Source organism: Candidatus Nitrospira salsa, from assembly GCF_965152625.1.
This window is the reverse complement of sequence record NZ_CBCUCO010000001.1, coordinates 236069-260770: the sequence shown is the minus strand read 5'-3', so window position 1 is coordinate 260770 and position 24702 is coordinate 236069. Positions and strand designations below refer to the sequence as shown.

Below are 24702 nucleotides of genomic sequence, written 5' to 3'. Positions count from 1 at the left end.
GGACTTGACGTCTCTACGCTCGGGATTTGTTATCAAGAGGATCGTGTGTTGGGCCATTGCATTGCCGAGCACGAAGGTCTCGTTCCTCGCTGTAGCCTGTCTCCTCTCATAAGCTGTTACTCAACGTTATGATGATCGAACAAGTTGCCAATCCCTCCAGTTACGAATTCAGCATCTATGCCGTCCCGACATTCTTGACCGCTGTCATTGGTTTCTTGGTCTGTCTTGCTGTCGTCGTTCGGGAACGCGGTTCGGGTGTGAGCTGGGTGTTTGCGTCCATGGTCATGCCATGTTTCCTCTGGTTTTTTGGTTTTACGTGGATGTATTGCGCCAAATTGGAATCAGTCGCTCTTTGGTGGGTCGAACTGGCCTATGTCGGTGTTCCCTGGATCCCTGCAGCGATCTACCACTTTATGGTGGAAATTCTCAAACTCCAAGGCTATTGGAAAAAAACTGTCTGGTTCAACTGGGTGCTTTCTTCGGCGTTTTTTTTCGCAACACTCATGTCAGACGCGATGATTGCTGGAATGTATCAATACTGGTGGGGGTATTACCCGAAGTATGGATGGTTGGGCATCCCATTTGTGATCTATGTTTCCGGTATGATGATTACCGGGTTATTGTATATTCAGTTTAAATACACACAATTGCATGTGGATCCCCAAAAACAACGTGCGAAGTGGTTTTTGATTGGATTCGGTATTGCGTACCTCGGGTGTGTTGATTTTCTTCCAAAGTTTGGATTTGCTGTCTATCCCTTTGGCTATCTCCCTATTTTGATCTTTACCCTTACCTCTGCCATGACAATCTGGCGATACCGACTGGTGGATTTGACTCCAGCGTTCACGGCTGAACGGATTCTTGATACCATGCGGGGGGCTGTTCTCGTGGTTGACCTGGGAGGTGTCATCCGTCTGACGAATAGAGCCACCTGTTCATTGCTTGGCTATCAAGAATCTGAACTGCTTGGAAAGGCGATCCCAGTGATATACCCCTCCCCTCCTCTTCTTGAGTTGCAAGTGCATGCCCCCTCTGGGAATTGGACTGTGCAAGATCAAGAAACTCATTGGTTTAGTAAAGCAGGTAAATCTATTAGTGTCAGTGTCTCGGCGGCCACCGTTGCTGATGTGACACGAACAACCTTGGGGGTCGTTTATGTCGCAGACGATATATCTGAGCTCAAACGAACGGCTCAGGAACTGCGTCGAAGTAAAGAAATATTAGAGACCCGAGTCCAGGAACGAACGTTGGAGTTGACTCGAGTCAATGAGGAACTTCTTCGTGATACCATCGAACGAAAAAAAGCTGAAGAGTCTCTGCGCGAGAGTGAAGAACGGTTCAGACTTGCTCTTCAGGCTGGCCGAATGGGGACATTTGACTACGATATTCATGCCAATGTGCTTTTCTTGTCTCCAGAGCTCGAGGTGATATTTGGTCTCACTCCGGGAACCTTTGGTGGGACGTTTGAATCATTTATGCAGTTCATTCACCCAGAAGATGTCGACGGTGTGAAGCGAACAATACAGGAGTCTATTGCACAGGGCGGTTCTTCGGACTTTGAATTTCGTATTCGGAAGCAGAGCACCAACTATGAAATTCGGATAGCTGGCCGAGGACAAGTGTTGTCAGATGAGCAACATCACCCTCACCGCGTCACGGGGGTGGCCTTTGATGTGACCGATCGTCGTCGAGCAGAAGAGGCGCTTCGTCAGAGTGAATTAAAGGTTCTTCAAATGCAAAAAATGGAAGCGATTGGAACGCTTGCCGGTGGCATCGCTCACGATTTCAACAACATTCTTGGTTCGATATTTGGCTATTCAGACTTGGCACTCATTAAATTACCTGTGCACGCTGAGGAGCGAGCTTATTTAGAAAAAATCACCACGGCGGCATGGCGCGCCAAGGAATTGGTCCAACAAATCCTAGAATTTAGTCGACAAAAAGCTCCAGAACGTCAATTGATTCACTTGCATGTGGTTGCAAAAGAAACGCTCCAGCTTTTGCGGGCCACACTTCCTAAAACCATTCAGATTCGTTCCTACCTGGCCACTGAATCTGATACGATCTTGGCTAATTCCACGCAAATTCACCAAGTTCTGGTGAACCTTTGTACCAATGCCGAACATGCGATGAGAGACAAAGGGGGCATTCTTGAGGTCAAGCTTGGCCCTGTGGACATCACTCAGGAGTTTGCGACGTTGCATCCCAATATTGAACCTGGGCCTCACGTCAAACTCATGATACGTGACACCGGTCGCGGCATACCTCCCCATGTTATTAAGCGAATTTTTGAACCCTTTTTTACCACCAAAGGGGTCGGTGAAGGAACAGGGATGGGATTGTCTGTGGTCCATGGAATTATTGCCAGCTGCAATGGGGCCATTCTCGTAGAAAGTGTTGTGGGCCAAGGGACTATTTTTATCATTTATTTACCACGCATTGAACAATCATTGCCTAAGGTTGCTGTCAAAAAAACGCCTATTCGTCGAGGGAAAGGCTGTGTTCTCTTAGTCGAGGACGAAGAAATCCTTGCAGAGGCAGGCCAAAAGCTTCTCATGAAATTGGGTTATGATGTTGAAGTGCAGCAGGAGAGCAGGCACGCGCTCAAGGTGTTTCGAGATGATCCCTTACGATTTGATGTCGTCATTACAGATCAAACTATGCCTCATTTAACAGGAGAACGGTTAGCGAGCTATCTCTTGGCCATCCGACCAGACTTACCTATCATTCTCTGTACGGGCTTTAGCCATACGATTAACCAAGAAAAAGCTATGCAGCTTGGGATTCGAGCGTTTTTGACGAAGCCGGTTTTAATTCATGATTTGAGCGTGGTGCTTGAAAAAGTCTTGAATAAAACCCCCGAGCACACAACGTCAGAACATGGTCCGTAAATCACTTGAGGGTATATTCCCCGCCGCTTGCGGCGTAAACTACTCGGGTGAGGGAGTACATTCATCAGAGCCATAATGTTACGGTTTTGTTGTACCACCTGGTTTTTCCTGCCAAATATCGCCGTGCGATATTTGATTCAGCCGTCGATAGTGTGTTGAAGGAGGTTTGCCTCGAGCTCGAGCCGCGGTATCAGTTGAAATTTCTGGAGATTGGTACGGATAAGAACCATGTCCATTTTCTGGTCCAATCGGTTCCCGGGTATAGTGTGACGAAGGTGGTGACCATCATAAAGCGTTTGACCGCCAGAGAGATCTTCCGGCGCGCCCCTCAGGTCAAAGAGCAATTATGGGGTGGTGAGCTATGGACCGACGGGTATTACGCAAGCACAGTGGGTAAACATGGCAATGAAAATATGATAGGGAAATATGTCAAGCAACAAGGGGATGCCTACCAAAAGCTATACGCAAATCACCAGTTAGTCCTCTTCTAATACCCCGTCCGCTTGCGGCGGGGATTATTTATTCATCACATCATTAAGTAGGATTATAGCGAATACAAATGGTTGCTGAAAGGCGTGCTTGAAAACGATAGTAGAAAGTCGGTGCATTCTTCATAGGCATTTAACTGTGAAGACTCCATTATATGTCTGACACGTCTATTACAGGCGTCCAAGTCCAGTTGAGCCAGCCTGACTACAGCGTCATTACCTACTTTCAACCATTGGAAATTAATTGAATCGGCTAGAAGCCTCTCCAACGTAATCGAGCTGGACTTCATGCGAAGCCCAGCTCGATTTTTTATGCACGCAACGGTCAGTCTGACTATTTAATTTAAGCTGGCCAGTATCTTGTTGAGTGTGGCGCTCGGGCGCATTCCGGCCTTTACCTTGTCTGGGCAAGGATGATAGTAGCCACCGATATCGACAGGCTTTCCTTTTATGGCTTTCAATTCATCCAGAATTTTTTCGATATGGGTATCAAGCTCTTTGGCCACAGGAGTGAATTTTTCTTTTAGTTCGGGATCGTCATTTTGTGCGGCGAGTTCTTGAGCCCAATACAGAGCTTCATAGACATGACTGCCGGCATTGTCTAATTCACCGAGTTCCCGACCTGGCGCCTTTCGATTATCCATGAGTTTTCCGGTTGCCCGGTCAAGAGTGTCGGCAAGCACCTTGGCCTTTTTGTTCTTCTTATTCTGGCTGAGGTGAGCGAAGGATTCGGCAAGAGCTAAAAATTCTCCAAGTGAATCCCAACGCAGATGGCCTTCCTTCACAAACTGTTGGACATGTTTCGGAGCCGACCCGCCTGCTCCCGTCTCAAACAGCCCCCCGCCATTAATGAGCGGGACAATGGATAGCATTTTCGCGCTTGTCCCCAATTCCAAGATTGGGAAAAGGTCTGTGAGGTAGTCTCGAAGGACATTACCTGTGGCTGAAATCGTGTCTTTCCCTTCCTTGGCGCGTTTCAATGAAAGCTTCATCGCATCGACCGGAGGCAAGATCTGAATGTCGAGACCGTTGGTGTCATGATCTTTCAGGTACCGGTTCACTTTTTCGATGATTTGTGCGTCGTGGGCTCTGTCTTTGTTTAGCCAGAACACGACAGGCGTGGAAGACGCTCGAGCCCGTTTCACGGCTAGCTTGACCCAATCTTGAATGGGAATGTCTTTGACGGTACACGCACGGAAAATATCACCTTTTTCGACTGGAATTTCATGTAATACCTTGCCAGCTCCATCAATCAAGCGAATGGATCCATTATCAGAGGCCTCGAAGGTTTTGTCGTGTGAGCCGTATTCTTGAGCTTTTTGAGCCATCAGCCCAACGTTCGGCACGCTTCCCATCGTCGCAGGATTAAATTCACCATTCTCTCGACAAAAGTCTACGACGGCTTGGTAAATGCCGGCGTAACTGCGATCAGGGATCATGGCCTTCATGTCATGTTCTTTTCCATCGGGTCCCCACATCTTTCCTGATGTCCGAAGAGCGGCAGCCATTGACGCGTCAATGATGATGTCGCTTGGAACATGAAGATTGGTAATGCCTTTGTCTGAATCTACCATAGCCAAGTCCGGGCCATTTTTCATTGCGGCTTCAATGTCAGCTTTAATTTCTTCTTGTTGAGCTGACGGCAACTTGCTAATTTTGGCATAGACATCACCCAGTCCGTTATTCGGATTGATGCCTAGTTCGTCAAAGACCTTTGCATGTTTTGTAAACACATCTTCAAAATAGACGGTCACCGCATGACCAAAGATAATCGGGTCAGAGACTTTCATCATCGTGGCTTTCATATGCAATGAGAGCAAAACGTCTGGGGTTTTCTTCGCGTCGGCGACTTGTTCCTTGAAAAATTTGCGTAACGCACTCACGCTCATTTTTGTCGCATCAACCACGTCACCTTTGTCGAGTTTCACTTTATCTCTCAACACCTTTGTGCTGCCATCGGCACCAACAAATTCAATGCGGCCGTTGCCAGCAGACTGTTCGGAAATCGTGGCGGATTTTTCGTTGTCAAAGAAGTCGCCGCCCGACATGTGGGCAACATGGGTTTTCGAATCTTTTGTCCACTTACCCATTCGGTGTGGATTTTTTTGCGCGTACTGTTTCACAGATGTCGATGCACGACGATCGGAGTTACCTTGCCGCAATACTGGATTCACGGCACTTCCCTTCACTTTGTCAAATTTGGCTTGTATCGCTTTTTCTTCCTCATTTTTGGGGTCCTCAGGATAGTCGGGAATATCATAGCCTTGGGCCTGCAATTCTTTGACGCAGGCCTGAATTTGCGGAATAGAGGCACTGATGTTAGGAAGCTTGATCACATTGGCATCCGGCGTCTCGACCATTTCACCAAGCAGCGCTAAATCATCGGGTTGCTGTTGTTCCGGCTTAAGTCTATCTGGAAACTGCGAAATGATTCTGCCGGCTAGTGAGATATCTTTCGTTCCGACATTCACACCAGCGGTACTGGCGAAGGCTTGAATGATGGGTAGAAACGATCCGCTCGCGAGTTCCGGCGCTTCATCAACTTTTGTGTAAATGATATCTGGTTGTGTTGACATGGTGTGACTCCATTAAGGGTTACTGAAATAAAGGACACATTGTTGTAGAAATACTAATGTGCCAAGCGATATTGCTGACTGTTTCCTTACTCAAATATGCCTCAACCAGGTTCAGGTTTGACGACGCATAACCAATTGCTGTTCATCAATTAATACAGCAATCGGTACATCCCAATTAACAAGAGTTAGGCAATAAAAGCTTTGATGAGCCAAGGGTAGGATAGTCATCGAATAAGATAGCGTTTTAGTCGTTAACAGCTAAGTTTATCGAACGTACGATTTTAGTGAGATTTTTTCAGGGTAGCAATCAACCGAAGGGCCCATGAGGAGTGGGGATACTAAAGACCCAGAGAACATCCTGAGTGGGGTAGTGCTCTCTTCCTGGTCAAGAGGAAGAATCCTTGAATTTCAAATGTTTAGCCTTAGGTTGAGCGTCTGAGACGACTGATAAAGATGCCGCGAGCGACCTGTGGTTGGTGCTACCCATATATATCAATAATAAATAATGAGGAAGTTGGGCTGCCAATTGGTTCTCACACCTTTGATGCTCGACATCCATCAAGAATGGCTTCTAGCGGCGTGGCATAACAACGTTCTGGCTTGGTCTTTAAGTAAAAGCGTTGATCTTTCATATGATAAATGCAGCGTTCACCATTATAGGTCGTAAAGTTTCCTTTGATTGGGTGTGTCGGTGGGCAATCTCGGTCATTTGATGGCCGGATGCTAGGACGGTCGGGCTCTTCGGCTTTAGAGGTTTGAGCAATTGAGGGGGCTATTTGAGTGCAAAGGAAAATCAATAAGAAAATCGTGAGTGCAATCATCAGCCTGTTCCCTGAATGTTGAGCTTCAACCTAGATATGGCTTGTCGGTGTCATTCGTCTCGCCTGGGCTCTTCAATTCTACAGATAGCACATTCTTGCCTTAATTCCAGACCGTGTTGTAAATGCAACGATTCACTGTGCCGGAAGGTATTGATATGTATTATTATTTTTAGGTTGAATGAAAAGGCACATTGTTTTTCTCTCGATCCCTTATGATTGCCTACGCCTTTCTTCTAGGGCTTCAGGGTGCAAAATTGGGTCTTTTGATTGGTTGCTAACTGCTGCAAGTCTCCGTACAATCCACATTTTCACGCGGTAGGCGTGGTTCACTCTAGACTTGTCTTCATCAAGGTAGGTAAACACTATGGCTAAAGTACTTGAAGGTCCTGGAATGGGGCTTTTACAAAAATGGGGTTTGAAGACTCCAAATTATGTTGTGGTGAGTTCTGGTGATGAGTTTGATCAATTAGCGAATGCCAACGATTGGCTGGCAAAAAGTAAGCTTGTTGTGAAAGCTCATGAGGCATTGGGATCTCGATTTAAACTTGGTCTTGTGAAGGTAGGATTGGATCTTGCGAAGGCCAAATCTGCAGTCCGTGACATGTTGGGCAAACAGGTTGAGTCGGTCACGATTAAAGAAGTGATTGTCTCAGAAGCGATCGATCACAAAGAAGAATATTATGTTTCAGCAAAATCCACCCGTGAAGGCGTGGAAATCATGGCAACCACGTACGGTGGAGTTGAAGTTGAGGCCAATTGGGAAAAGGTCAAGCGTGTTCTCGTAGGCATTGGGGAGTCCCCAAAAGATTCAGAGCTGTCAACCTTAGCGAAAGACGCTGGGTTTACGGGTGATACAGCTTCGAAGATGGCGGAATTTCTGAAAAAACTCTATATCTGTTTTGACAATGAAGATGCGCAATATCTCGAGATTAACCCTGTCGTGAAGGACGGGAATGGCGATCTAGTTGCGCTGGATGCCGTGACGCTTTTAGATGGTGACGCAAAGTTCCGTCATAAGGATTGGAACTTCCCGTTTGCGGCCGAATTTGGTCGGGCCTATACCAAGAATGAAGAAGAAGTGATGGCCGTTGATGCGAAGGTCAAAGGCTCTGTGAAGCTGATCGAGATTCCTGGCGGTAATATTGCCATGTTACCGGCTGGCGGCGGCGCTAGCGTGTATTACTCCGATGCTGTGGTGGCGCGAGGGGGAAAGCTGGCGAATTATGCGGAATACTCTGGAGATCCGCCGGACTGGGCCGTCGAAGTGTTGACCGAAAAAGTCTGTTCACTCCCAAAGCTCAAGCACATTATCGTAGGCGGGGCCATTGCGAATTTCACCGATGTGAAAAAGACCTTTGGTGGTATCATCAATGCGTTCCGCAAAGCCAAAGCCGAAGGGAAGTTAGACGGTGTGAAGATTTGGGTGCGACGAGGAGGCCCGAACGAAAAGCAAGGACTGGCGTCCATGCGCGCACTGCAAGGTGAGGGCTTTGATATTCATGTGTTTGATCGCACGACGCCGTTGACGGATATTGTCGATATGGCGATGGCGGGGAAATAATAAATTTTGAATTTGAGGCTTAGGAGACACTTTCGATGAGTATTCTCGCAACCAAAGACACGCATGTGGTTATTCAAGGAGGAGTCGCGGGCGTCAATGCGGCTCGTCGTATGGCCGAGTTTCGGTACATGAATAAACAGCCGTTGAATGTTTCAGCGTTTGTCTATCCGCCTGATGCCGGAAAGACGAATGAGGTTATTTGCGGAACGGAGTTGGTGGCCATTCCGATTTATAAGTCCGTGGCTGAAGCCACTAAGAATCATCCAGAAATTAACACCAGCCTTGTCTACGTGGGGGCAGATCGCGCCTATGCTGCGGCCAAGGAAGCCTTGGATGATACAAAAATTCAGACGGTTTCTATGATTACCGAAGGCTTGCCTGAAAAAGATGCAAAATTACTTGGAAAGCATGCTCGTGGTTTGAAGAAAACGTTCAATGGTCCCTCTTCAATCGGAGTGGTGTCAGCTGGTGAATGCCGATTGGGTGTGATCGGGGGGGCTTTTGATAATTTGGTCGCGTGTAAGCTTTATCGTCCCGGCTCATTTGGGGTGATTACGAAGTCGGGCGGGTTGTCAAACGAAATTATTTGGATTTGTTCCCAATTCGCTGACGGAATTACGACCGCAATTGGAATTGGCGGGGATGCCTATCCCGGAACGGATTATGTCAGTTACCTGGAAATGTTTGAAAACGATCCCCAGACCAAAGCCGTCGTCATTGTCGGCGAGATGGGCGGAGATTTAGAAGAGCGAGCAGCCGAGTGGTATGGTTCGAAGAAACGTCGGATTAAACTCCTCGCGGTGGTTTCGGGTTTCTGCCAGGAAAGTCTACCGAAAGGCATGAAATTCGGGCATGCCGGAGCTAAAGAAGGGTTGAAGGGCGAAGGGTCGGCTCGCGCGAAATCCGAAGCGCTGAAAAAGGCTGGCGCGCTTGTCCCTGAGACGTTTGGCGCGTTAGGTCCTGCGATCAAAGCCACGCATGAAGAACTTTTGAAGAGTGGTGAGGTCAAAGCGATCCCTGATCTTGCTCCTGCTGATGTGCCGCGGCTTCCCAAGTCGGTTGCAGAGGCAAAGACTGATGGTGAAGTCCTTGTCGCTCCATTGATCAGATCCACGATTAGTGATGATCGTGGCGATGAGCCTCTGTATCAAGGCTATCCGGCATCAGAACTCATCAATAGTGGCTACGACATTCCGCATATTATCGGTTTATTATGGGATAACCGTTTGATCACCAAACAGGAAGCGGAAATTATTAAGCGTATTATTATGTTGTCAGCTGATCATGGTCCCTGTGTCAGTGGCGCATTGACGACCGTTATTGCCGCATGTGCTGGTATCGGTCTCTCGCAAGCTGTTGCTGCGGGGATGATCATGATTGGGCCGCGCTTCGGCGGGGCCGTGACCGATGCGGGACGGTGGTTCAAGTATGCCATCGATAACAACCTGTCCGTCGATGATTTCTTAGGGTATATGAAGAAAAATGTGGGGCCGGTTCCTGGTATTGGCCATCGAGTGAAAAGTTTGCGGAATCCTGATAAACGCGTGAAGGAATTGGTTGGGTATGTGAAAAGTCTTGGTATTGCCACGCCGCACCTCGACTTTGCTCTGGAAGTTGAAAAGATCACTGCTGCGAAAAAAGATAATCTCATTCTCAATGTCGACGGTACGATGGCTGCAGTGTTAGTCGATTTGAAATTCCCGGTTGATAGTTTGAATGGTTTCTTTATTCTGGCTCGTACCATTGGCATGATTGGCCATTGGACCGATCAAAAACGTCAAGGGAGCCGTCTGATCCGTTTGTTTGATTATCTGGTGAATTATGCGTCGCCAAAGCGTCGCGAAGTTCCACCTTTAAAATAACGCTATTTTTTTATTGTCCTCCGATTGCAGCGGGTGCAACCGGCAATCGGGCAGAGACGGAGATAATGCCATGTCACTAGAACTCGTACAAAAATTGTATGCCTCAATGCCCAGTGTTGTGGAAAAAGCCCGAAAGAAATTTGGGCGTCCCTTAACATTAGCTGAAAAAATTTTAGTCTCACATGCAGATAATTTTGATTCACAAGTCTGGGATCGTGGAAAAGCCATGTTGGCGCTTCGCCCAGATCGTGTGGCTATGCAAGATGCGACGGCGCAAATGGCGATGTTGCAGTTTATCCAAGCGGGAAAGAAGCAGGCGGCTGTTCCCAGCACGATTCACTGTGATCACCTCATTCGTGCTGAAATGGGTTCTGAAAAAGATCTGAAGATGGCGAACGATGAAAATCGAGAAGTCTATAACTTTCTCGAATCGGCCGGGAAAAAGTATGGAATCGGATTTTGGAAGCCAGGGGCTGGAATCATTCATCAAGTCGTGCTCGAAAATTACGCGTTCCCGGGCGGATTGATTATCGGGACGGATTCTCATACTCCAAACGGTGGCGGATTAGGCATGCTCGCGATCGGCGTTGGTGGTGCCGATGCGGGTGAGGTGATGGCCGGCCTTCCCTGGGAAGTTCTTCATCCAAAACTTATTGGAGTCAAGTTGACCGGAAAACTCAATGGGTGGGCCTCGCCCAAAGATGTCATTCTCTACATCTGTGGAAAGCTCACCGTCAAAGGTGGAACCAATAAAATTGTCGAGTACTTCGGTCCTGGTGCGGAAACCATCAGTGCAACAGGAAAAGGTACCATCACCAATATGGGTGCCGAATTGGGTGCGACGACATCAGTCTTCCCGTTTGATCAAAAAATGGTCGCGTATCTGAACATCACTGAACGAGAAGATATTGCGAAATTGGCTGAGGCCAATCGTGAATTGTTGGTCGCCGATCCAGAGGTCTATGCGTCGCCAGAAAAGTATTATGACGAGATTGTGGAAATTGACCTCTCAACCCTTGAGCCGCATGTGGTTGGTCCGCATTCGCCGGATCTCGCCAGACCGATCTCTAAGCTCGCCGCTGAGGCAAAGGAAAAAGGCTATCCCGTTGAGTTGAAAGCAACGTTGGTGGGTAGCTGCACGAACTCTTCATATGAAGACATTGGGCGTGCCGCTCATATTGCAGAGCAAGGTCTCAAGGCCGGTCTGAAAGCGAAAACGGCGTTCCTCGTCAGCCCGGGTTCTGAGCGAATTTATCACACGATGAAGCGTGACGGGTTTATGAAAACCTTTGAGGACATGGGTGCAACGGTGTTAGCGAATGCTTGCGGCCCCTGTATTGGCCAATGGAAGCGTGCGGATGGCGTGAAGGGTAAAGCGGATTCGATCGTGAGTACCTTTAACCGAAATTTCCCTGGTCGAAATGATGGCATTGCTGAAACGCTCTCATTTTTAGCGAGCCCAGAAGTGGTGACGGCTTATGCGTTTTCCGGTGACTTAGGTTTCGATCCAGTGAATCAAACGATTAAGACTGCTGACGGGAAAGATCTCAAATTTGATCCTCCGCAAGGAGAAGAACTGCCTGCCAATGGTTTTGCCAAAGGCGAAGAAGGATTTGTTCCTCCGGCTGAAAATGGAGAAGGACTTGAGGTTGACCTTCCGCCGACAAGCGAACGATTGCAACTGTTGGAACCATTCCCCAAGTGGGACGGAAAGGACTTTGAAAAACTTCCTCTTCTTTTGAAAACCAAAGGAAAAACCACGACAGATCATATTTCGCCAGCGGGACCGTGGCTCAAATTCCGAGGTCATCTCGACAAAATTAGCGACAATATGTTCTTGGGCGCAACGAATGCGTTTTCATCTGAGCCAGGGAAAGGCACCAATGTCTTAACCGGTGAGTCAGGTTTGAATATGGCGCAAATTGCTCGTGACTATAAGTCAAAGGGTGTTGGGTCTTTTGTCGTTGGTGATGAAAATTACGGCGAAGGAAGCAGTCGGGAGCATGCGGCTATGTCCCCTAGATTCCTGGGAGTGTTGGCTGTTTTAACGAAAAGTTTTGCCAGAATCCATGAAACAAACCTTAAAAAACAAGGTGTGCTTCCGATGACATTCGCAAACCCGAGCGATTATGATCAGATTGAACAGGAAGATCGTTTCTCCGTTCATGGTTTGAATAGTCTGACTCCAGGACAACCCATCGATATCACGATTCATAAAAAAGATGGGAAAGAAGTGAAAATCAAAGCAAATCATAGTATGACTGAACAGCAAATTGTCTGGTTTAGGGCCGGGTCGGCCTTAAACGCCTTAAATTAATCTTTTATCACGTGCCGTTTGATCATTATGACGTCTGAAACATTCGATAAAGAACATACATTGGATCAAGAACAGAGTCTTCAACCTCAGATGGTGACGGTCGAGATTGAGGGGAAGCCTCATAAAGTTCCAGCTGGCATCACATTAATCAAAGCGCTCTGGTATACCGGTCAGGAAGTTGTTCGAGGTGTGGGATGTCTTGGTGGGTTTTGTGGGGCCTGTGCCACGTATTATCGAACGAAAGATGATCCGAAAGTCAAAACCTGTTTAGCCTGTTCGTTTGCGGTAGAAGACGGCATGTCGTTTTCATTTATGCCGGCCTTTCCAGCGCGAAAAGCCACTTATGATTTGACGGAGTTAACAGATCCCAAGCAAGATCTTTTTACCCTGTATCCAGAAGCTCCTCTTTGTCGGAATTGCAATGCGTGCACAGAGGCCTGTCCGCAATCTATTGATGTGCGGGAAGGGGTTTGGAAGGCGGTCTTTGGTGATTTTAAAGCTGTCTCCGAAATGTTTATGGATTGCGTGATGTGTGGTATGTGCGCGCCAGTGTGCATTGCCGATATTGCTCCTAATCTTGTAGCTGTCTATGCAAGTCGTGCTCAAGGGGTGCACTTCACGGATAAGCCTGAAGGCTTAGATAAACGAATTCAGGAGATCGAAAAAGGTCGCTACCAAGCAGACTGGTCAAGAGTGCTGAAGATGACTGACGAGGAATTGCAGCAGGCATCAGCTAAAATTCCCTAATCTACAGTTGTTGAAAGCGGTGCGGATGTTCGACAGGTCTTTATTATTGTATATCCTAGAACACGATAGTTGAACATTCTGCTGGCTGTCGGGCGTTGGGGTTCTACTCGTTGGGCATCGGCTCACAATAGTTTGGATTAATAGGTATCCTAGAATACGATAGTTGAATGTTCTTAGTGCTACTCATACATTGCCGGCTTGACATTTCGGTTGCCTGCTCAAGGCGTTTTTATTAAAGGTATTCTAGAATACGGTAGTTGAATATTCTTAGTGCTACTCATACATTGCCGGCTTGACATTTCGGTTGCCTGCTCAAGGCGTTTTTATTAAAGGTATTCTAGAATACGGTAGTTGAATATTCTTAGTGCTACTCATACATTGCCGGCTTAACATTTCGGTTGCCTGCTCAAGGCGTTTTTATTAAAGGTATTCTAGTGGATCTTCCAACTCTTCATGATGTAGTTCATAAGTCTCGTGATGCGCGTCGAGCGCAATCCTTTCCAAAGTTCACGCCCGCTGAACGTGATACCCTGATAAAAAAATATCACCCTGATCATCGTGAGCAAGCCTATCGGCCGATTATGTTTGGCCCGAATGCCGGCGATCAGACAGTCAGAGAGCTCGCGTCTATTTTAGAAGGTGAAAGCCCTATCTCGGCCGATTCTCCTCTCATCCCGGATTACTCTGTTGATGTGCTTGTGGTAGGTGGAGGTGGTGCTGGTTGTGCTGCGGCTTTGCATGCACATGAGGAGGGTGCGAACGTCCTGTTGGCGACCAAGTTGCGTCTTGTCGATTCTAACTCGGTGATGGCACAGGGTGGGATGCAGATTGCAGTGGCTCCAGACGATTCTCCGGTTCAACATTTTCTCGATACTCTTAAGGGCGGTCATATGAAAAACGACCATGCCCTTTTGAAGGTCATGGTTGAAGAGGGGCCGTCTATTGCAAAATGGCTGCTCGGGCTAGGGGTTTTGTTTGATCGAGACGCTGATGGAAATCTCCATGTCAAAAAAGGTGGCGGCAGTTCGAAAGAACGGCTTTTGACTTGCTCGGATTATACAGGTCTCGAAATAATGCGAGTACTCAAAGATGAGGTACTCAATCAAAAAATTCCACTCCTTGAATTTGCCGCAGCGGTGGAGTTGCTCAGTGCTCAGGGTGTCTGTACCGGTGCTGTGTTACAGGATTTGGATAACAAACGCTTAGTTGTCGTTGCGGCTAAAACGGTCATTCTGGCAACGGGCGGCATCGGTCGTTTGCATATACAAGGTTTCCCGACAAGTAATCATTATGGGGCAACCGGCGACGGATTGGCGATGGCTTATCGAATGGGGGCGCCGCTAGTCCAGATCGATACCTTTCAATACCATCCTTCGGGTGGAGTCTATCCTGAGCAACTCGTGGGTGCCTTAGTGACCGAAGGGATTCGATCTGAAGGTGGACATTTGGTTAATGCCAAAGGTGAACGGTTTGTCAATGAACTTGATACTCGCGATGTTGTCTCGTCTTCTATCATTCGTGAATGCGAGGAAGGGCGTGGGATCACATCTGACTCAGGGAAAGTCGGCGTGTGGCTAGATACACCGCTTCTTGACGTCGAGCATGGTGAGGGAACGTTGGATAAGCATTTCCCAGCGATGGTGAAACAATATGAACGATTCAATGTCGATATTCGCAAGGACCCCGTGTTGATATACCCGACTCTTCATTACCAAAACGGTGGCGTAAAAATTGACGAAAACAGTGAAACCCCGGTGAAGAATCTGTTTGTTGCAGGCGAAGCCTCTGGGGGACTTCATGGACGCAACCGATTGATGGGGAACTCTTTGTTAGATCTTATGGTCTTTGGGAAGCGTGCCGGCTTAACGGCTGCTGCACGTGCAAAGGCAGATGCTCAAGGTCCCTTAACGCTCGATCATCTGGCTCGATTTCGAGCCGAAGCCACAAAGCATGGTGTGAAGAATCAAGTTGCATCTCCAATGGTGTTGCCAGCCTATACACGAAAGCCCTAGCATTGGCGTTCAATGCGTCACGAGTAAGTGTCGTCTTCGTCATATAGCCAAAAGGATCAGACATGAACATTCATGAATTTCAAGCCAAACAACTCTTTGCCCAATACGGTGTGTCTGTGCCGAAAGGGAAGGAAATCAAGAATGCGCGTGCGGCAGAAAAATGGGCTGCGGCTTTGGATACGCCAGTGTACGTGGTCAAGGCACAAATTCATGCTGGAGGCCGTGGAAAAGCCGGAGGCGTCAAAATTACCAAAAATAAAGAAGAAGTGCCTGGTCTCGCTACGGAATTAATTGGAAAAACCCTTGTGACCCATCAGACTGGTCCTAAGGGTCGAAAGGTCAGGCGACTGCTGATTGAAGAAGGCGCCGGCATCGATAAAGAACTCTATCTCAGTCTGCTTGTAGACCGTGATACAGGTCGTCCGACGTTCATTGTGAGCACAGAAGGTGGAATGGAAATCGAAGAGGTTGCCGAGAACACGCCTGAAAAAGTCTTAAAGGAAGCCATTGATCCTGCGGTTGGATTTCAGTCCTACAACGGAAGAAATTTAGCGTTTGGGCTTGGGTTGCCAACGTTGGAACCAGCGGTGGTGAAGCCATTCTTTCAAATGTTGGAAAATCTTTATCGTTTATTCATGGAAAAAAATGCGGCTCTTATAGAAATCAATCCCCTGGTGATTACCACTGATAAGCAACTGATCGCATTAGATGGCAAAGTGTCATTTGATGACAATGCCTTGTATAAGCATCCGGCTATCCTAAAATTCCGTGACTTGCATGAAGAAGAGCCCATGGAAATCGAAGCTGGAAAACACAGCCTCAATTACGTCAAGCTTGACGGAAACATTGGGTGCATGGTCAACGGTGCAGGTTTAGCCATGGCGACGATGGATGTTATTAAATTGGCCGGTTCGGAGCCTGCCAATTTTCTTGATGTTGGGGGGGGGGCCACGAAGGAAACGGTCGCGGCTGGCTTTAGAATTCTGTTAAAGGACAAGAAAGTCAAAGGCATATTTATCAATATCTTTGGTGGAATTGTTCGGTGTGAACGAATTGCCCATGGCGTCATCGATGCTGCGAAAGAAGTCGGAATTAAATTGCCGGTTGTTGTGCGGCTTCAAGGGACCAACGCGGAAGAGGGCAGAAAGCTTCTTGCCGAGTCAGGTTTGAAAGTTGAAGTGGCTACCGATCTCTGGGAAGCGGCTCAGAAAATCGTCGCATTGTGCAGTAAGAAAAAGAAGGCCTAAATTTCAACCGTAGTTGCCAGCACTGAAAGGTCCGACGAATGAGTATTCTGGTTGATAAAAATACGCGTGTCGTTGTTCAAGGAATCACCGGAAAAGAAGGGTCGTTCCATGCGACTCAATGCCAAGCCTATGGGACTCAAGTGGTGGCCGGTGTCACTCCTGGCAAGGCCGGTCAAGAAGTTGAAGGTATCCCGGTTTTTAATACCGTACGTGATGCGGTAAAGAAAACCGATGCCACCACATCGTTGATTTTTGTGCCACCACCCTTTGCGGCTGATGCGATTTTAGAAGCCATTGAAGCGGGTGTATGGCTCATTATCTGTATTTCTGAAGGCATTCCTGTCAATGATATGGTGAAAGTCAAGCGAGCGCTTGAAGGTCATGCAACGCGTCTTATCGGTCCAAACTGTCCGGGGATTATTACGGCAGATGAATGCAAGATTGGCATTATGCCTGGATTCATCCATAAAAAAGGGAAGGTGGGTGTGATTTCCAGAAGTGGGACGCTCACGTATGAAGCTGTGAATCAATTAACGCAACTTGGTCTTGGAGAGACGACCTGCGTCGGAATTGGAGGAGATCCAATTATTGGGACAGGCTATATCGATCTCTTACACATGTTTGAAGAAGATGACGAAACGGAAGCCGTGGTGATGATTGGTGAAATTGGCGGTGATGCTGAAGACAAGGCCGCGGCGTACATTAAGGAGCATGTCACGAAACCCGTTGTGAGTTTTATCGCCGGAATCACCGCTCCTCCAGGTCGACGCATGGGCCATGCTGGGGCGATCATCACAGGAGGTAAAGGCACGGCCGCGGAAAAAATGGCGACCCTCGAAGCCGCCGGCGTCCATGTTGTCAAAAATCCAGCAGAGATCGGTCAGGCAGTGAAGACGGCTTTGGGATAGTGGCTGTAATTGTTGCTTGATCAACAAGACCTGTCATTCCGAAAACAATTGAATCCATCGTCCGTCGAATCCTCCATTCTCGGCTTTATGCCACCCTTCCGGTAACCATTCTCCAGCCTCATCTTCCGGGAAGGGTTTGCTTCTCAGGTGTTCGCTCCCTTCGTGAGCAAAGTAATCGTGTTGATTCCAAACTTCCCCTCGATTTCGGTAGGCGTCACTTGTCCACTTCCCTTCGTTGCCCCAAAAGTATGTTCCCCAAAACCAGTGTTTTTTTGGATAACCGCTTCGTTTCCCCTTGTTGCCGTCATCGAGTGATTGTTGATGGAATGCTTGAAGTCCGGCTGGGATGTCTATCGCGTTGCCAGTGATGGATGATTGAATGGGTTCAGTCAGTTCAATCTGAACCGTCGATCCCGCCCAATTGATATTCGCCCCTTGGCCGTTCGCATGAACCCAATGAGTCGGGAACACATCTGCCAAGTCCTGGAGTTCATACGTGATCCGCTTAGTTTTTCTTGTCTTGATGATGTCGTCATCGTCTCTTCCGGAAACTAGCTCCGATGCATTATCGGCCCTGAGACTTTGTGCATTCCAGAATGCCGTGGTGTCCTTGGCGTCTTGATCCACGAATATATAATGAAACGGCTTGTTGTCGTGTCCGCTCACGTCGACCTTGGCTTTGCCATCCAGAAATTCGTGCAATCCGTCTTCGACAAACCGTAGCTCGCCTTTTCGCGGCCCAGTTGAACCACGCCATTTAGCTTGCCAAATGAAAAGGTGTTTTCCCGCGATCGTTTGCGGGGTCTCCATATTGTCAAGGTAATGAAGGTCGGGGTGCCCTCCAAGCCGACCCGTGTGTTTGGAATGGGCGGTGAGCACATAATACCCGACGTTCTCTCCATTGCCTGGACCTTGGTCCGTCACCTGATTGATTCGAACTTCCATGCGTTCCCAGTCATGAATATCTTCATTCTTGCAAATAACCTGTTCGAGTTTTTGGCATCCTTGCATGGCATGGTAAACGTGATACAGCAGAATTAAACTTTTTTCGCCATTCTGCATAAACTCAATAACCGCCGTATACAGGGTAGGCTGAATGTTCCAATTCTCGTGGTCCTTGCCAGCAATAAATTTAGTTTTTTCTTTCTCCCAATTTTTCCGGTTATTACTGAAATCACCATCTTGATCAAAATTGAAATTTGTAATCCAGTCGTGGCCACGAGTTTTTCCCTTAATCTTGTCTTCATCCGCTCTTTTCAAAATGATTGGCGAGTAATAGTGAAGAAACGCTCTCCGTTGGTCATCGGATAATATCCAGCTATTGGGAGAATTGGAAAACGCTGAATCTGCGAAAGCAGACATCGAAAGACTCAGTATGGAAATGAAAAAAATAAATAATTTCAAGGTCGTTCCTCCCCCTCTTCTCATCGCTTGCACCTGTATCGTGTGTGATAAAAACGAAGTTATCAGTCGTATAGTAGCGTTCTCGTCTTGTTTGTCAATGTCATATCAAGAAGAGAGGGCGCGAGACCTAGACCCATGGGAGACGTGATCGTACTTGCCGATGAGTGAATGTCCGTGGAATTCGAAATCTACGGAAATTGGCGTAATAAAAATGGTGACTTGTTGCATGAGTCTGATTCGACGGGGTTGTCCTCGTGTTTTGAGAAATGCCATCTACCGTTCTGTTGAGTGCGCTTGTGCCTCGTTGATATTTTTTGTTGTTCTCTGTATTCATTCGTTTCTATTTTCGGGGTTCTCTTAACTGTTGCATTCTTATTTTTAGTTGATAGGGCATATCTTGAGACGCATGCCGCTTGCAGTAAATATTTTACGTAAGTATTTCTGGAAATGGCCGATGAAGAACAGTGTAAAGGTTTGATCATGCAAGTCATGGAACGATTACAAGACGATGTGCTGGTGCTTATGATCTCTGGCCGTTTGAGTTTTTACTCACGGAAGGTCTTTCAGGCCGTGATCAGAAATGCCGAAACGACGAACGTTCATCATATTATCGTGAATATGCGTGATGTGACGGCCATGGATAGTGCCGCCCTGGGATTTCTAGCATTGGCACATTTGACTCTGATGGACAAGCATGTCGGGATGAGTCTTGTGGCGCCTCCGACTCACATTAAAAAAATTTTAGTCGATGCCAATTTTATTAAAATGATTCCGACCTATGAAACTGAACATCAGGTGTTAGCCGAACGTGCGTTCGTACTTGGAAGCCTAGCGTAATCCCTCCCCCAGCATACCTTTCCTTATCGTTCAGACTCTTTGCCATACGTTTTTCCCTTATTTTTGAAATCACTATCTGTAATGGAGCTGAGCGACAGACGTTCGTCTTTAATTGGACGTCGAAATTAGCCTGAAAATTCCTGTGCCCATTTCAAACCGTGTTTTGCTACAATTGATCCAGGAGAGTGTATTGTATGACCCGCTGGGTATCCTGATGAAAGGTTGTCAATGAAAGAGCTGTCCGAGCAAGTCAGGCGAGTGTCGGTATTGCGTAATGAACTGTTCAAGCGAAACTTGTCTGGATTTCTAATTCCGCATGCTGATGAATATCAGAATGAATATACCCCAGACTCTGCAGAACGCTTACAGTGGCTGACTGGATTTACCGGCTCTGCCGGGGTTGCCGTGGCGATGCAAGATACAGGAGCGATTTTTGTCGATGGTCGATATGTGTTGCAAGTCAAAACTGAAGTGCATCCATCGTGCTTTGAGCCTTATCATAGTGCGGAGATGTCGCTCACGGAATGGTTGTCTGCAGTCCTTCAGCCGGGTTCAAAGCTCGGATATGACCCATGGTTACATACATTTGATGATGTTGAGCGATTACGGGTTGTGTGTGAGCAGGCTCAGGCGGAGCTTGTTGCCTCCATCCCGAATCCTGTTGATGTCGCATGGACAGATCGTCCTGCGGTTCCGCTGACAGCAATGATTCCTCATCCATTGCATTTTACGGGGAAAGACTCACGAGAAAAACGCGAGGAGCTGGGTAGAAAACTCCGAGAAGACCGAATTGGGGCTGCCGTGATCACATCCCCGGATTCTCTGGCCTGGTTGCTGAATATTCGAGGAAGCGATCTCGCCTATACACCGTTGTCGTTGTGTATGGGGATTGTCTTTCATGATGGATCGGTACGGTTATTTGTTCAAGAACAAAAGCTTACACCTCAAATTCTTGAACATTTTGGTCCAACGGTCTTTCCATGTTCGCTTGATACGTTTGAGCGTGAATTGGAGCAGCTCGGGCAACAACACATTCGCGTATTATGTGATCCGAGAAAAACACCATCGTGGATTCTTGACCGTCTTAAGCAGTATGACGCGAGGGTTGTACATGGCGATGATCCATGTGTGATGCCGAAAGCCTGTAAAAACATGGTCGAGGTACAGGGAGCTCGCAACGCTCACATACGGGATGGCGCAGCGCTTTGTCGTTTCTTGGCGTGGCTGAATCGAGAAAGTCCAAGTGGCGAGGTGACGGAGCTAGATGCGGCCAAGTATCTGGATGCGTGTCGTCAACAGAATGACTTCTGGCAAGATATGAGCTTTCCAACCATTTCAGGGGCTGGTGCCAATGGAGCCATTATTCACTACCGTTCAACTCCTGAGTCCAACATTCGATTGGATTTTGGTACATTGTATTTGGTGGATTCCGGGGCACAGTACCTAGACGGGACCACTGATGTGACCAGGACCGTTGCGATCGGAACGCCAACGGCGGAACATCGTGACCGGTATACTCGAGTCTTAAAAGGCCACATCGCTCTAGCCTCTGTGCGCTTCCCCAAAGGAACAACCGGTTCGCAACTTGATGTTCTGGCTCGAACATCACTCTGGGAAGCAGGGTTAGATTATGATCATGGCACCGGACATGGGGTGGGAAGTTATCTTGGCGTTCATGAAGGCCCACAGCGAATATCAAAGGCGGGAGGATCGGTTGCGTTACATCCTGGGATGATTGTCTCGAATGAGCCGGGGTATTATAAAGCTGGGGCGTATGGGATTCGTATCGAAAGTCTAGTTTTGGTGATCTCTTGTGCAGACGTGGTTGGCGCGGAGCGTGAACTGTATGCTTTCGAGACGCTCACGCTTGCCCCATTTGATCGAAATCTTATCGAACGAACGTTGTTGCACGACGAGGAAATTGCTTGGATTAATGCCTATCATGCTCGCGTATATGAGGTCGTATGTTCGATCGTGGATGATGAAACTGTTGCGTGGTTACGAGACGCGACGCATCCACTGTGATCCATGTTGAATGACAATGATGATTGGAGATGCCGTGAGTGTGGAACTGACAGATTCAGAAGTTACAGAACAGATTCAAACCCAATTAAACAATAATCCAGATGTCGAGTCCGTGGTGGTGAAAGGACACTTGCTGCAACTCCATATCACCGATTCGCTCTACAATCGATTGGCGATTGATCGTGAGCGCGGAAGGAAAATTGTGTTGACGCTTATGCAGTCAATGAAACGACTCACGAATACAGCAGATGTGACAGTCTGGGTATATTGTGGAAAAGAGAAAATGATCGAAGGTAAAGTTAAAGACTGGGGAGGCGATAACGTAAATTATCTTTATGACTTGTAGGTAATCGTAGATTCAGCTGGCGTGGTCGTTGATTGTGAAGGTAAGGTCTAGAGATGAATTGAATGCACCTGTTGCGTATTTTGGCGCTGGCTTGAGCCGTTATCGGGTCTCAAACCCTTCGGGAAGAGGGCCAAGTCCTGGCGGAAAGCCAGGTTCCCAACTGGACAATCGTTTTCCACCTAACAATCCAAGTGCACAATGCCAATACCCATCCTTCGTTTTGGCCACTTGCCAGCGGGTTCCATCTCCACTGAACCATATCCAAACTCGAAGCGCTTGCGTTCGTTGACTCATCCGTGAAATTCCTCAATATTCTATTCGAGAACTTATAAACGTCTTATTTGGGGATGCAAGTGATTCTACCATGAATTCATACAATATTGCTCTTTTTAAATTCTAGACTTGACAAGTTGCCGTTCTAATGTGCAAAGGTGTGCTCATGGATTCTCCAGTAAATGAACCTGTTCCTCAGCCTCCTCTCGCTTCTCTCACCCATGGACTTCAGGGTAAATATCCTGACGATGTTCAGGTTGTTTCTGTGTCAGAGAAGTCCATTATCCTGATTGGAACGGCTCACGTCTCACAAGAGTCTGCAGACCTTGTTCGAACAGTCATTGAACAAGAGCGGCCAGATTGTGTCTGCGTAGAGCTTGATTCCAGAAGGTTTGAGGTGCTCGCCCAACCGAAGCGATGGGAATCGCTTGATCTCAAAGAAATTATTCGAAAAAATCAGCTTAGTACATTAATGGTGAATCTTGTGTTGGCGTCTTATCAAAAGCGTCTTGGGGATCAATTGGGGGTCATGCCTGGTACCGAAATGTTAGAAGCGACAAAAACCGCAGAACAATACCAAATTCCGGTTGAGTTGTGTGATCGCGATGTGCGGATTACCATGCGACGTGCTTGGAGGACTACCCCGTTCTGGCGCAAAAGTCTATTGATGTCTTCGCTCCTGTTCAGTGTTTTTGATACCACGCAAGTTTCAGAAAAAGAAATTCGAGACCTCAAAAAGCAGGATGTGCTCTCGGATATGATGGAAGAACTGGGTAAGGAGGTTCCGACCTTAAAAAAGGTGCTCATTGATGAACGTGACCTTTATTTAGCCAAAAAAATACGAGATGCAAAAGGCGAGCGAATCGTGGCTGTCGTTGGTGCTGGTCATATGCCTGGAATCCAACGGACATTGAATGAGCAACAGCCAGTGAATTTAGACGAGTTAGATGTGATTCCACCGGTTTCAGAAGCATGGAAATGGGTCGGGTGGAGCATTCCTGCTATTATTGTCGGGTCGATCATGTACATTGGTTTTCAAAAGGGAGCGATGGCTGCCGGTGAGAATGCTCTCTTTTGGATTTTAGCCAACGGAATTCCAAGCGCCATTGGCGCTATTCTCGCTTTTGCGCATCCACTAACGATCGCAACCGCCTTTGCCTCAGCACCCTTTACGAGTTTAACGCCTGTGATTGGTGTGGGATATGTCACGGCGTTTGTGCAGGCTTATGTTCAACCCCCGCTGGTTCGTGAGTTTCAAAGTGTGGCAGAAGACATTGCAGTGCCAAAGCGATGGTGGCATAGCCGCCTATTGCGAGTATTCTTAGCTTTTATTCTCCCGACAATTGGCAGCATTATTGGAACTTACGTCGGGGGAGCCAAGATCGTGTCAAACCTCTTTTAGCCCACAGTAGGAGATGGTAAGGGGAATTTTGTGCACAGATCTTCGTGAATTGTTTAAATAAGGTTTCTCAATCAATGGTGGCTCAAGTCCTAATTTTACCTTGCATAGTTAATAAAGTAAGCTCACCTGTCTTCCCTTTCCTCTAACAGTGTCGGACCACGGAATAAACTATTTCTTCCATTTGAGAAAACTCTCACGTCTCAGTGCCTATCTTTTCACAGATCAGTTTTGAGTAATTTGAATACGAGGGTACTGATTAGACTAAATGAGAATTTCCTCATCTCCGCTTATCGCTCTCTTTACGAGAAGCGTAGGATAAATGGCAAAGTAATTCTGGCCGTCGAATTAAATTTTGTTAGCCGGAGCGTGGTTTTGTGGGAGTAGTGAGCATTTTTCCTTGTGAACATAATGAGAAAAATTTTTGGTGGTTCCATGTGGGCTATGAAAAGTGAAGGATTCTATGAGGTTTCGTGAATTCCATCTGATAAAATTTCAAGAGATCACTTGGGCGACTTAATACTGTTATTACATCGGAAAGAGGTATCTTGTCCAAGATTGTTAAAATGACACTGATTCTATTGATGACCATAGACTCTACGAAAATACATACTTAATACGATAACGACAATAAATCGTAATCAAGTGATTGGTCTCCCAGATGAAGATGAGCGCTCAGTTGTATCCAAAAGGATAACTTGTTTATCTAATTAGATACATCGATCAATTGCCTAAAGTATAGCGCAATGAGTTCGCATTCTTATTGAACTCTTTCCTGGATATGTATTCATGCTGCCAAGAGTAGTTTTCTGTCTTCTCATGCTTACTGGTATCGATCCTGCAGAAGTTTTTGCCTAAAATCAGACTTTAAAATATTTGATAATTGAGTAGCGATTTGAGTTTTGTAACTATCGCCATGCAGCAGAGGAATGCCTGGCTGATATTACTCTTGCAAATTAGAGCTAAGGTCTAGTCTCTTGAGAAGTAC

General features: G+C 47.2%; 17 protein-coding genes. 13 read left to right on the top strand and 4 right to left on the bottom strand.

Features of this window, described 5'->3' with window-relative positions:
- The first annotated feature begins 128 nt into the window (after positions 1–128).
- Together ACWQXP_RS01170 and tnpA are read left to right on the top strand one after the other, a co-directional pair.
- On the top strand, positions 129–2891 hold the full coding sequence (locus tag ACWQXP_RS01170) for a PAS domain S-box protein (protein WP_454060997.1): 2763 nt from the start codon (positions 129–131) through the stop codon (positions 2889–2891).
- 47 nt (positions 2892–2938) lie between these two features.
- Positions 2939–3382: an IS200/IS605 family transposase gene (gene tnpA / locus ACWQXP_RS01165; RefSeq protein WP_454060871.1), complete on the top strand. Its 444-nt coding sequence runs from the start codon at positions 2939–2941 to the stop codon at positions 3380–3382.
- Between the two features lie 335 nt (positions 3383–3717).
- Here the strand turns inward: tnpA and ACWQXP_RS01160 are convergent, their stop codons facing one another.
- Together ACWQXP_RS01160 and ACWQXP_RS01155 are read right to left on the bottom strand one after the other, a co-directional pair.
- The gene (locus ACWQXP_RS01160) at positions 3718–5955 is read right to left on the bottom strand and encodes an NADP-dependent isocitrate dehydrogenase (protein ID WP_454060996.1); all 2238 of its coding nucleotides are present in this window, start codon (positions 5953–5955) and stop codon (positions 3718–3720) included.
- A 533-nt stretch (positions 5956–6488) separates the two neighbouring features.
- The gene (locus ACWQXP_RS01155) at positions 6489–6776 is read right to left on the bottom strand and encodes a hypothetical protein (RefSeq protein WP_454060995.1); all 288 of its coding nucleotides are present in this window, start codon (positions 6774–6776) and stop codon (positions 6489–6491) included.
- Between the two features lie 364 nt (positions 6777–7140).
- Here ACWQXP_RS01155 and ACWQXP_RS01150 point away from each other — a divergent pair, with 364 nt between their 5' ends.
- From ACWQXP_RS01150 to sucD, 7 genes are all read left to right on the top strand, one after another.
- Positions 7141–8337 carry an ATP citrate lyase citrate-binding domain-containing protein gene (locus ACWQXP_RS01150; RefSeq protein WP_454060994.1) on the top strand — a complete coding sequence of 399 codons (1197 nt, stop codon included), beginning with the start codon at positions 7141–7143 and terminating at the stop codon, positions 8335–8337.
- A gap of 35 nt (positions 8338–8372) precedes the next feature.
- Positions 8373–10199 (top strand): citrate/2-methylcitrate synthase, encoded by a 1827-nt coding sequence (locus ACWQXP_RS01145; RefSeq protein ID WP_454060993.1) that lies wholly within the window; start codon positions 8373–8375, stop codon positions 10197–10199.
- Positions 10200–10269: 70 nt separating this feature from the next.
- Positions 10270–12516, top strand: coding sequence for an aconitate hydratase (locus ACWQXP_RS01140; protein ID WP_454060992.1), 2247 nt, complete (start codon positions 10270–10272; stop codon positions 12514–12516).
- Positions 12517–12543: 27 nt separating this feature from the next.
- Positions 12544–13263, top strand: a complete 720-nt coding sequence (locus tag ACWQXP_RS01135) for a 2Fe-2S iron-sulfur cluster-binding protein (protein WP_454060991.1) — start codon at positions 12544–12546, stop codon at positions 13261–13263.
- Between the two features lie 434 nt (positions 13264–13697).
- The gene (locus tag ACWQXP_RS01130; protein ID WP_454060990.1) at positions 13698–15275 is read left to right on the top strand and encodes an FAD-binding protein; all 1578 of its coding nucleotides are present in this window, start codon (positions 13698–13700) and stop codon (positions 15273–15275) included.
- A 62-nt stretch (positions 15276–15337) separates the two neighbouring features.
- Positions 15338–16522, top strand: coding sequence for an ADP-forming succinate--CoA ligase subunit beta (gene sucC, locus ACWQXP_RS01125; RefSeq protein WP_454060989.1), 1185 nt, complete (start codon positions 15338–15340; stop codon positions 16520–16522).
- 38 nt (positions 16523–16560) lie between these two features.
- Positions 16561–17430 carry a succinate--CoA ligase subunit alpha gene (gene sucD / locus ACWQXP_RS01120; protein WP_454060988.1) on the top strand — a complete coding sequence of 290 codons (870 nt, stop codon included), beginning with the start codon at positions 16561–16563 and terminating at the stop codon, positions 17428–17430.
- Between the two features lie 33 nt (positions 17431–17463).
- Here sucD and ACWQXP_RS01115 read toward each other — a convergent pair whose 3' ends face one another.
- Positions 17464–18792 (bottom strand): hypothetical protein, encoded by a 1329-nt coding sequence (locus ACWQXP_RS01115; protein ID WP_454060987.1) that lies wholly within the window; start codon positions 18790–18792, stop codon positions 17464–17466.
- A gap of 489 nt (positions 18793–19281) precedes the next feature.
- Between ACWQXP_RS01115 and ACWQXP_RS01110 the strand changes: the two genes are divergently transcribed.
- The 3 genes from ACWQXP_RS01110 (at position 19282) to ACWQXP_RS01100 (ending at position 22042) form a co-directional block, all read left to right on the top strand.
- On the top strand, positions 19282–19671 hold the full coding sequence (locus ACWQXP_RS01110; protein WP_454060986.1) for an STAS domain-containing protein: 390 nt from the start codon (positions 19282–19284) through the stop codon (positions 19669–19671).
- Positions 19672–19899: 228 nt separating this feature from the next.
- Entirely contained in the window at positions 19900–21696 is a 1797-nt protein-coding gene (locus ACWQXP_RS01105) for an aminopeptidase P family protein (RefSeq protein ID WP_454060985.1), read from the top strand.
- A gap of 16 nt (positions 21697–21712) precedes the next feature.
- Positions 21713–22042 carry a hypothetical protein gene (locus ACWQXP_RS01100; protein WP_454060984.1) on the top strand — a complete coding sequence of 110 codons (330 nt, stop codon included), beginning with the start codon at positions 21713–21715 and terminating at the stop codon, positions 22040–22042.
- A 99-nt stretch (positions 22043–22141) separates the two neighbouring features.
- Here the strand turns inward: ACWQXP_RS01100 and ACWQXP_RS01095 are convergent, their stop codons facing one another.
- Positions 22142–22336 (bottom strand): hypothetical protein, encoded by a 195-nt coding sequence (locus ACWQXP_RS01095; protein WP_447970298.1) that lies wholly within the window; start codon positions 22334–22336, stop codon positions 22142–22144.
- 145 nt (positions 22337–22481) lie between these two features.
- Here ACWQXP_RS01095 and ACWQXP_RS01090 point away from each other — a divergent pair, with 145 nt between their 5' ends.
- Positions 22482–23717 (top strand): TraB/GumN family protein, encoded by a 1236-nt coding sequence (locus ACWQXP_RS01090; protein ID WP_454060983.1) that lies wholly within the window; start codon positions 22482–22484, stop codon positions 23715–23717.
- Positions 23718–24702: the final 985 nt, after the last annotated feature.

Coding starts and splice junctions, on each gene's coding strand:
- ACWQXP_RS01150 (WP_454060994.1), top strand. CDS start 7,141: ATGGCTAAAGTACTTGAAGGTCCTGGAATGGGGCTTTTACAAAAATGG.
- ACWQXP_RS01095 (WP_447970298.1), bottom strand. CDS start 22,336: ATGAGTCAACGAACGCAAGCGCTTCGAGTTTGGATATGGTTCAGTGGA.
- ACWQXP_RS01105 (WP_454060985.1), top strand. CDS start 19,900: ATGAAAGAGCTGTCCGAGCAAGTCAGGCGAGTGTCGGTATTGCGTAAT.
- ACWQXP_RS01170 (WP_454060997.1), top strand. CDS start 129: ATGATGATCGAACAAGTTGCCAATCCCTCCAGTTACGAATTCAGCATC.
- ACWQXP_RS01135 (WP_454060991.1), top strand. CDS start 12,544: ATGACGTCTGAAACATTCGATAAAGAACATACATTGGATCAAGAACAG.
- ACWQXP_RS01145 (WP_454060993.1), top strand. CDS start 8,373: ATGAGTATTCTCGCAACCAAAGACACGCATGTGGTTATTCAAGGAGGA.
- sucD (WP_454060988.1), top strand. CDS start 16,561: ATGAGTATTCTGGTTGATAAAAATACGCGTGTCGTTGTTCAAGGAATC.
- ACWQXP_RS01090 (WP_454060983.1), top strand. CDS start 22,482: ATGGATTCTCCAGTAAATGAACCTGTTCCTCAGCCTCCTCTCGCTTCT.
- ACWQXP_RS01160 (WP_454060996.1), bottom strand. CDS start 5,955: ATGTCAACACAACCAGATATCATTTACACAAAAGTTGATGAAGCGCCG.
- ACWQXP_RS01155 (WP_454060995.1), bottom strand. CDS start 6,776: ATGATTGCACTCACGATTTTCTTATTGATTTTCCTTTGCACTCAAATA.
- sucC (WP_454060989.1), top strand. CDS start 15,338: ATGAACATTCATGAATTTCAAGCCAAACAACTCTTTGCCCAATACGGT.
- ACWQXP_RS01100 (WP_454060984.1), top strand. CDS start 21,713: ATGATGATTGGAGATGCCGTGAGTGTGGAACTGACAGATTCAGAAGTT.
- ACWQXP_RS01140 (WP_454060992.1), top strand. CDS start 10,270: ATGTCACTAGAACTCGTACAAAAATTGTATGCCTCAATGCCCAGTGTT.
- ACWQXP_RS01115 (WP_454060987.1), bottom strand. CDS start 18,792: ATGTCTGCTTTCGCAGATTCAGCGTTTTCCAATTCTCCCAATAGCTGG.
- ACWQXP_RS01110 (WP_454060986.1), top strand. CDS start 19,282: ATGGCCGATGAAGAACAGTGTAAAGGTTTGATCATGCAAGTCATGGAA.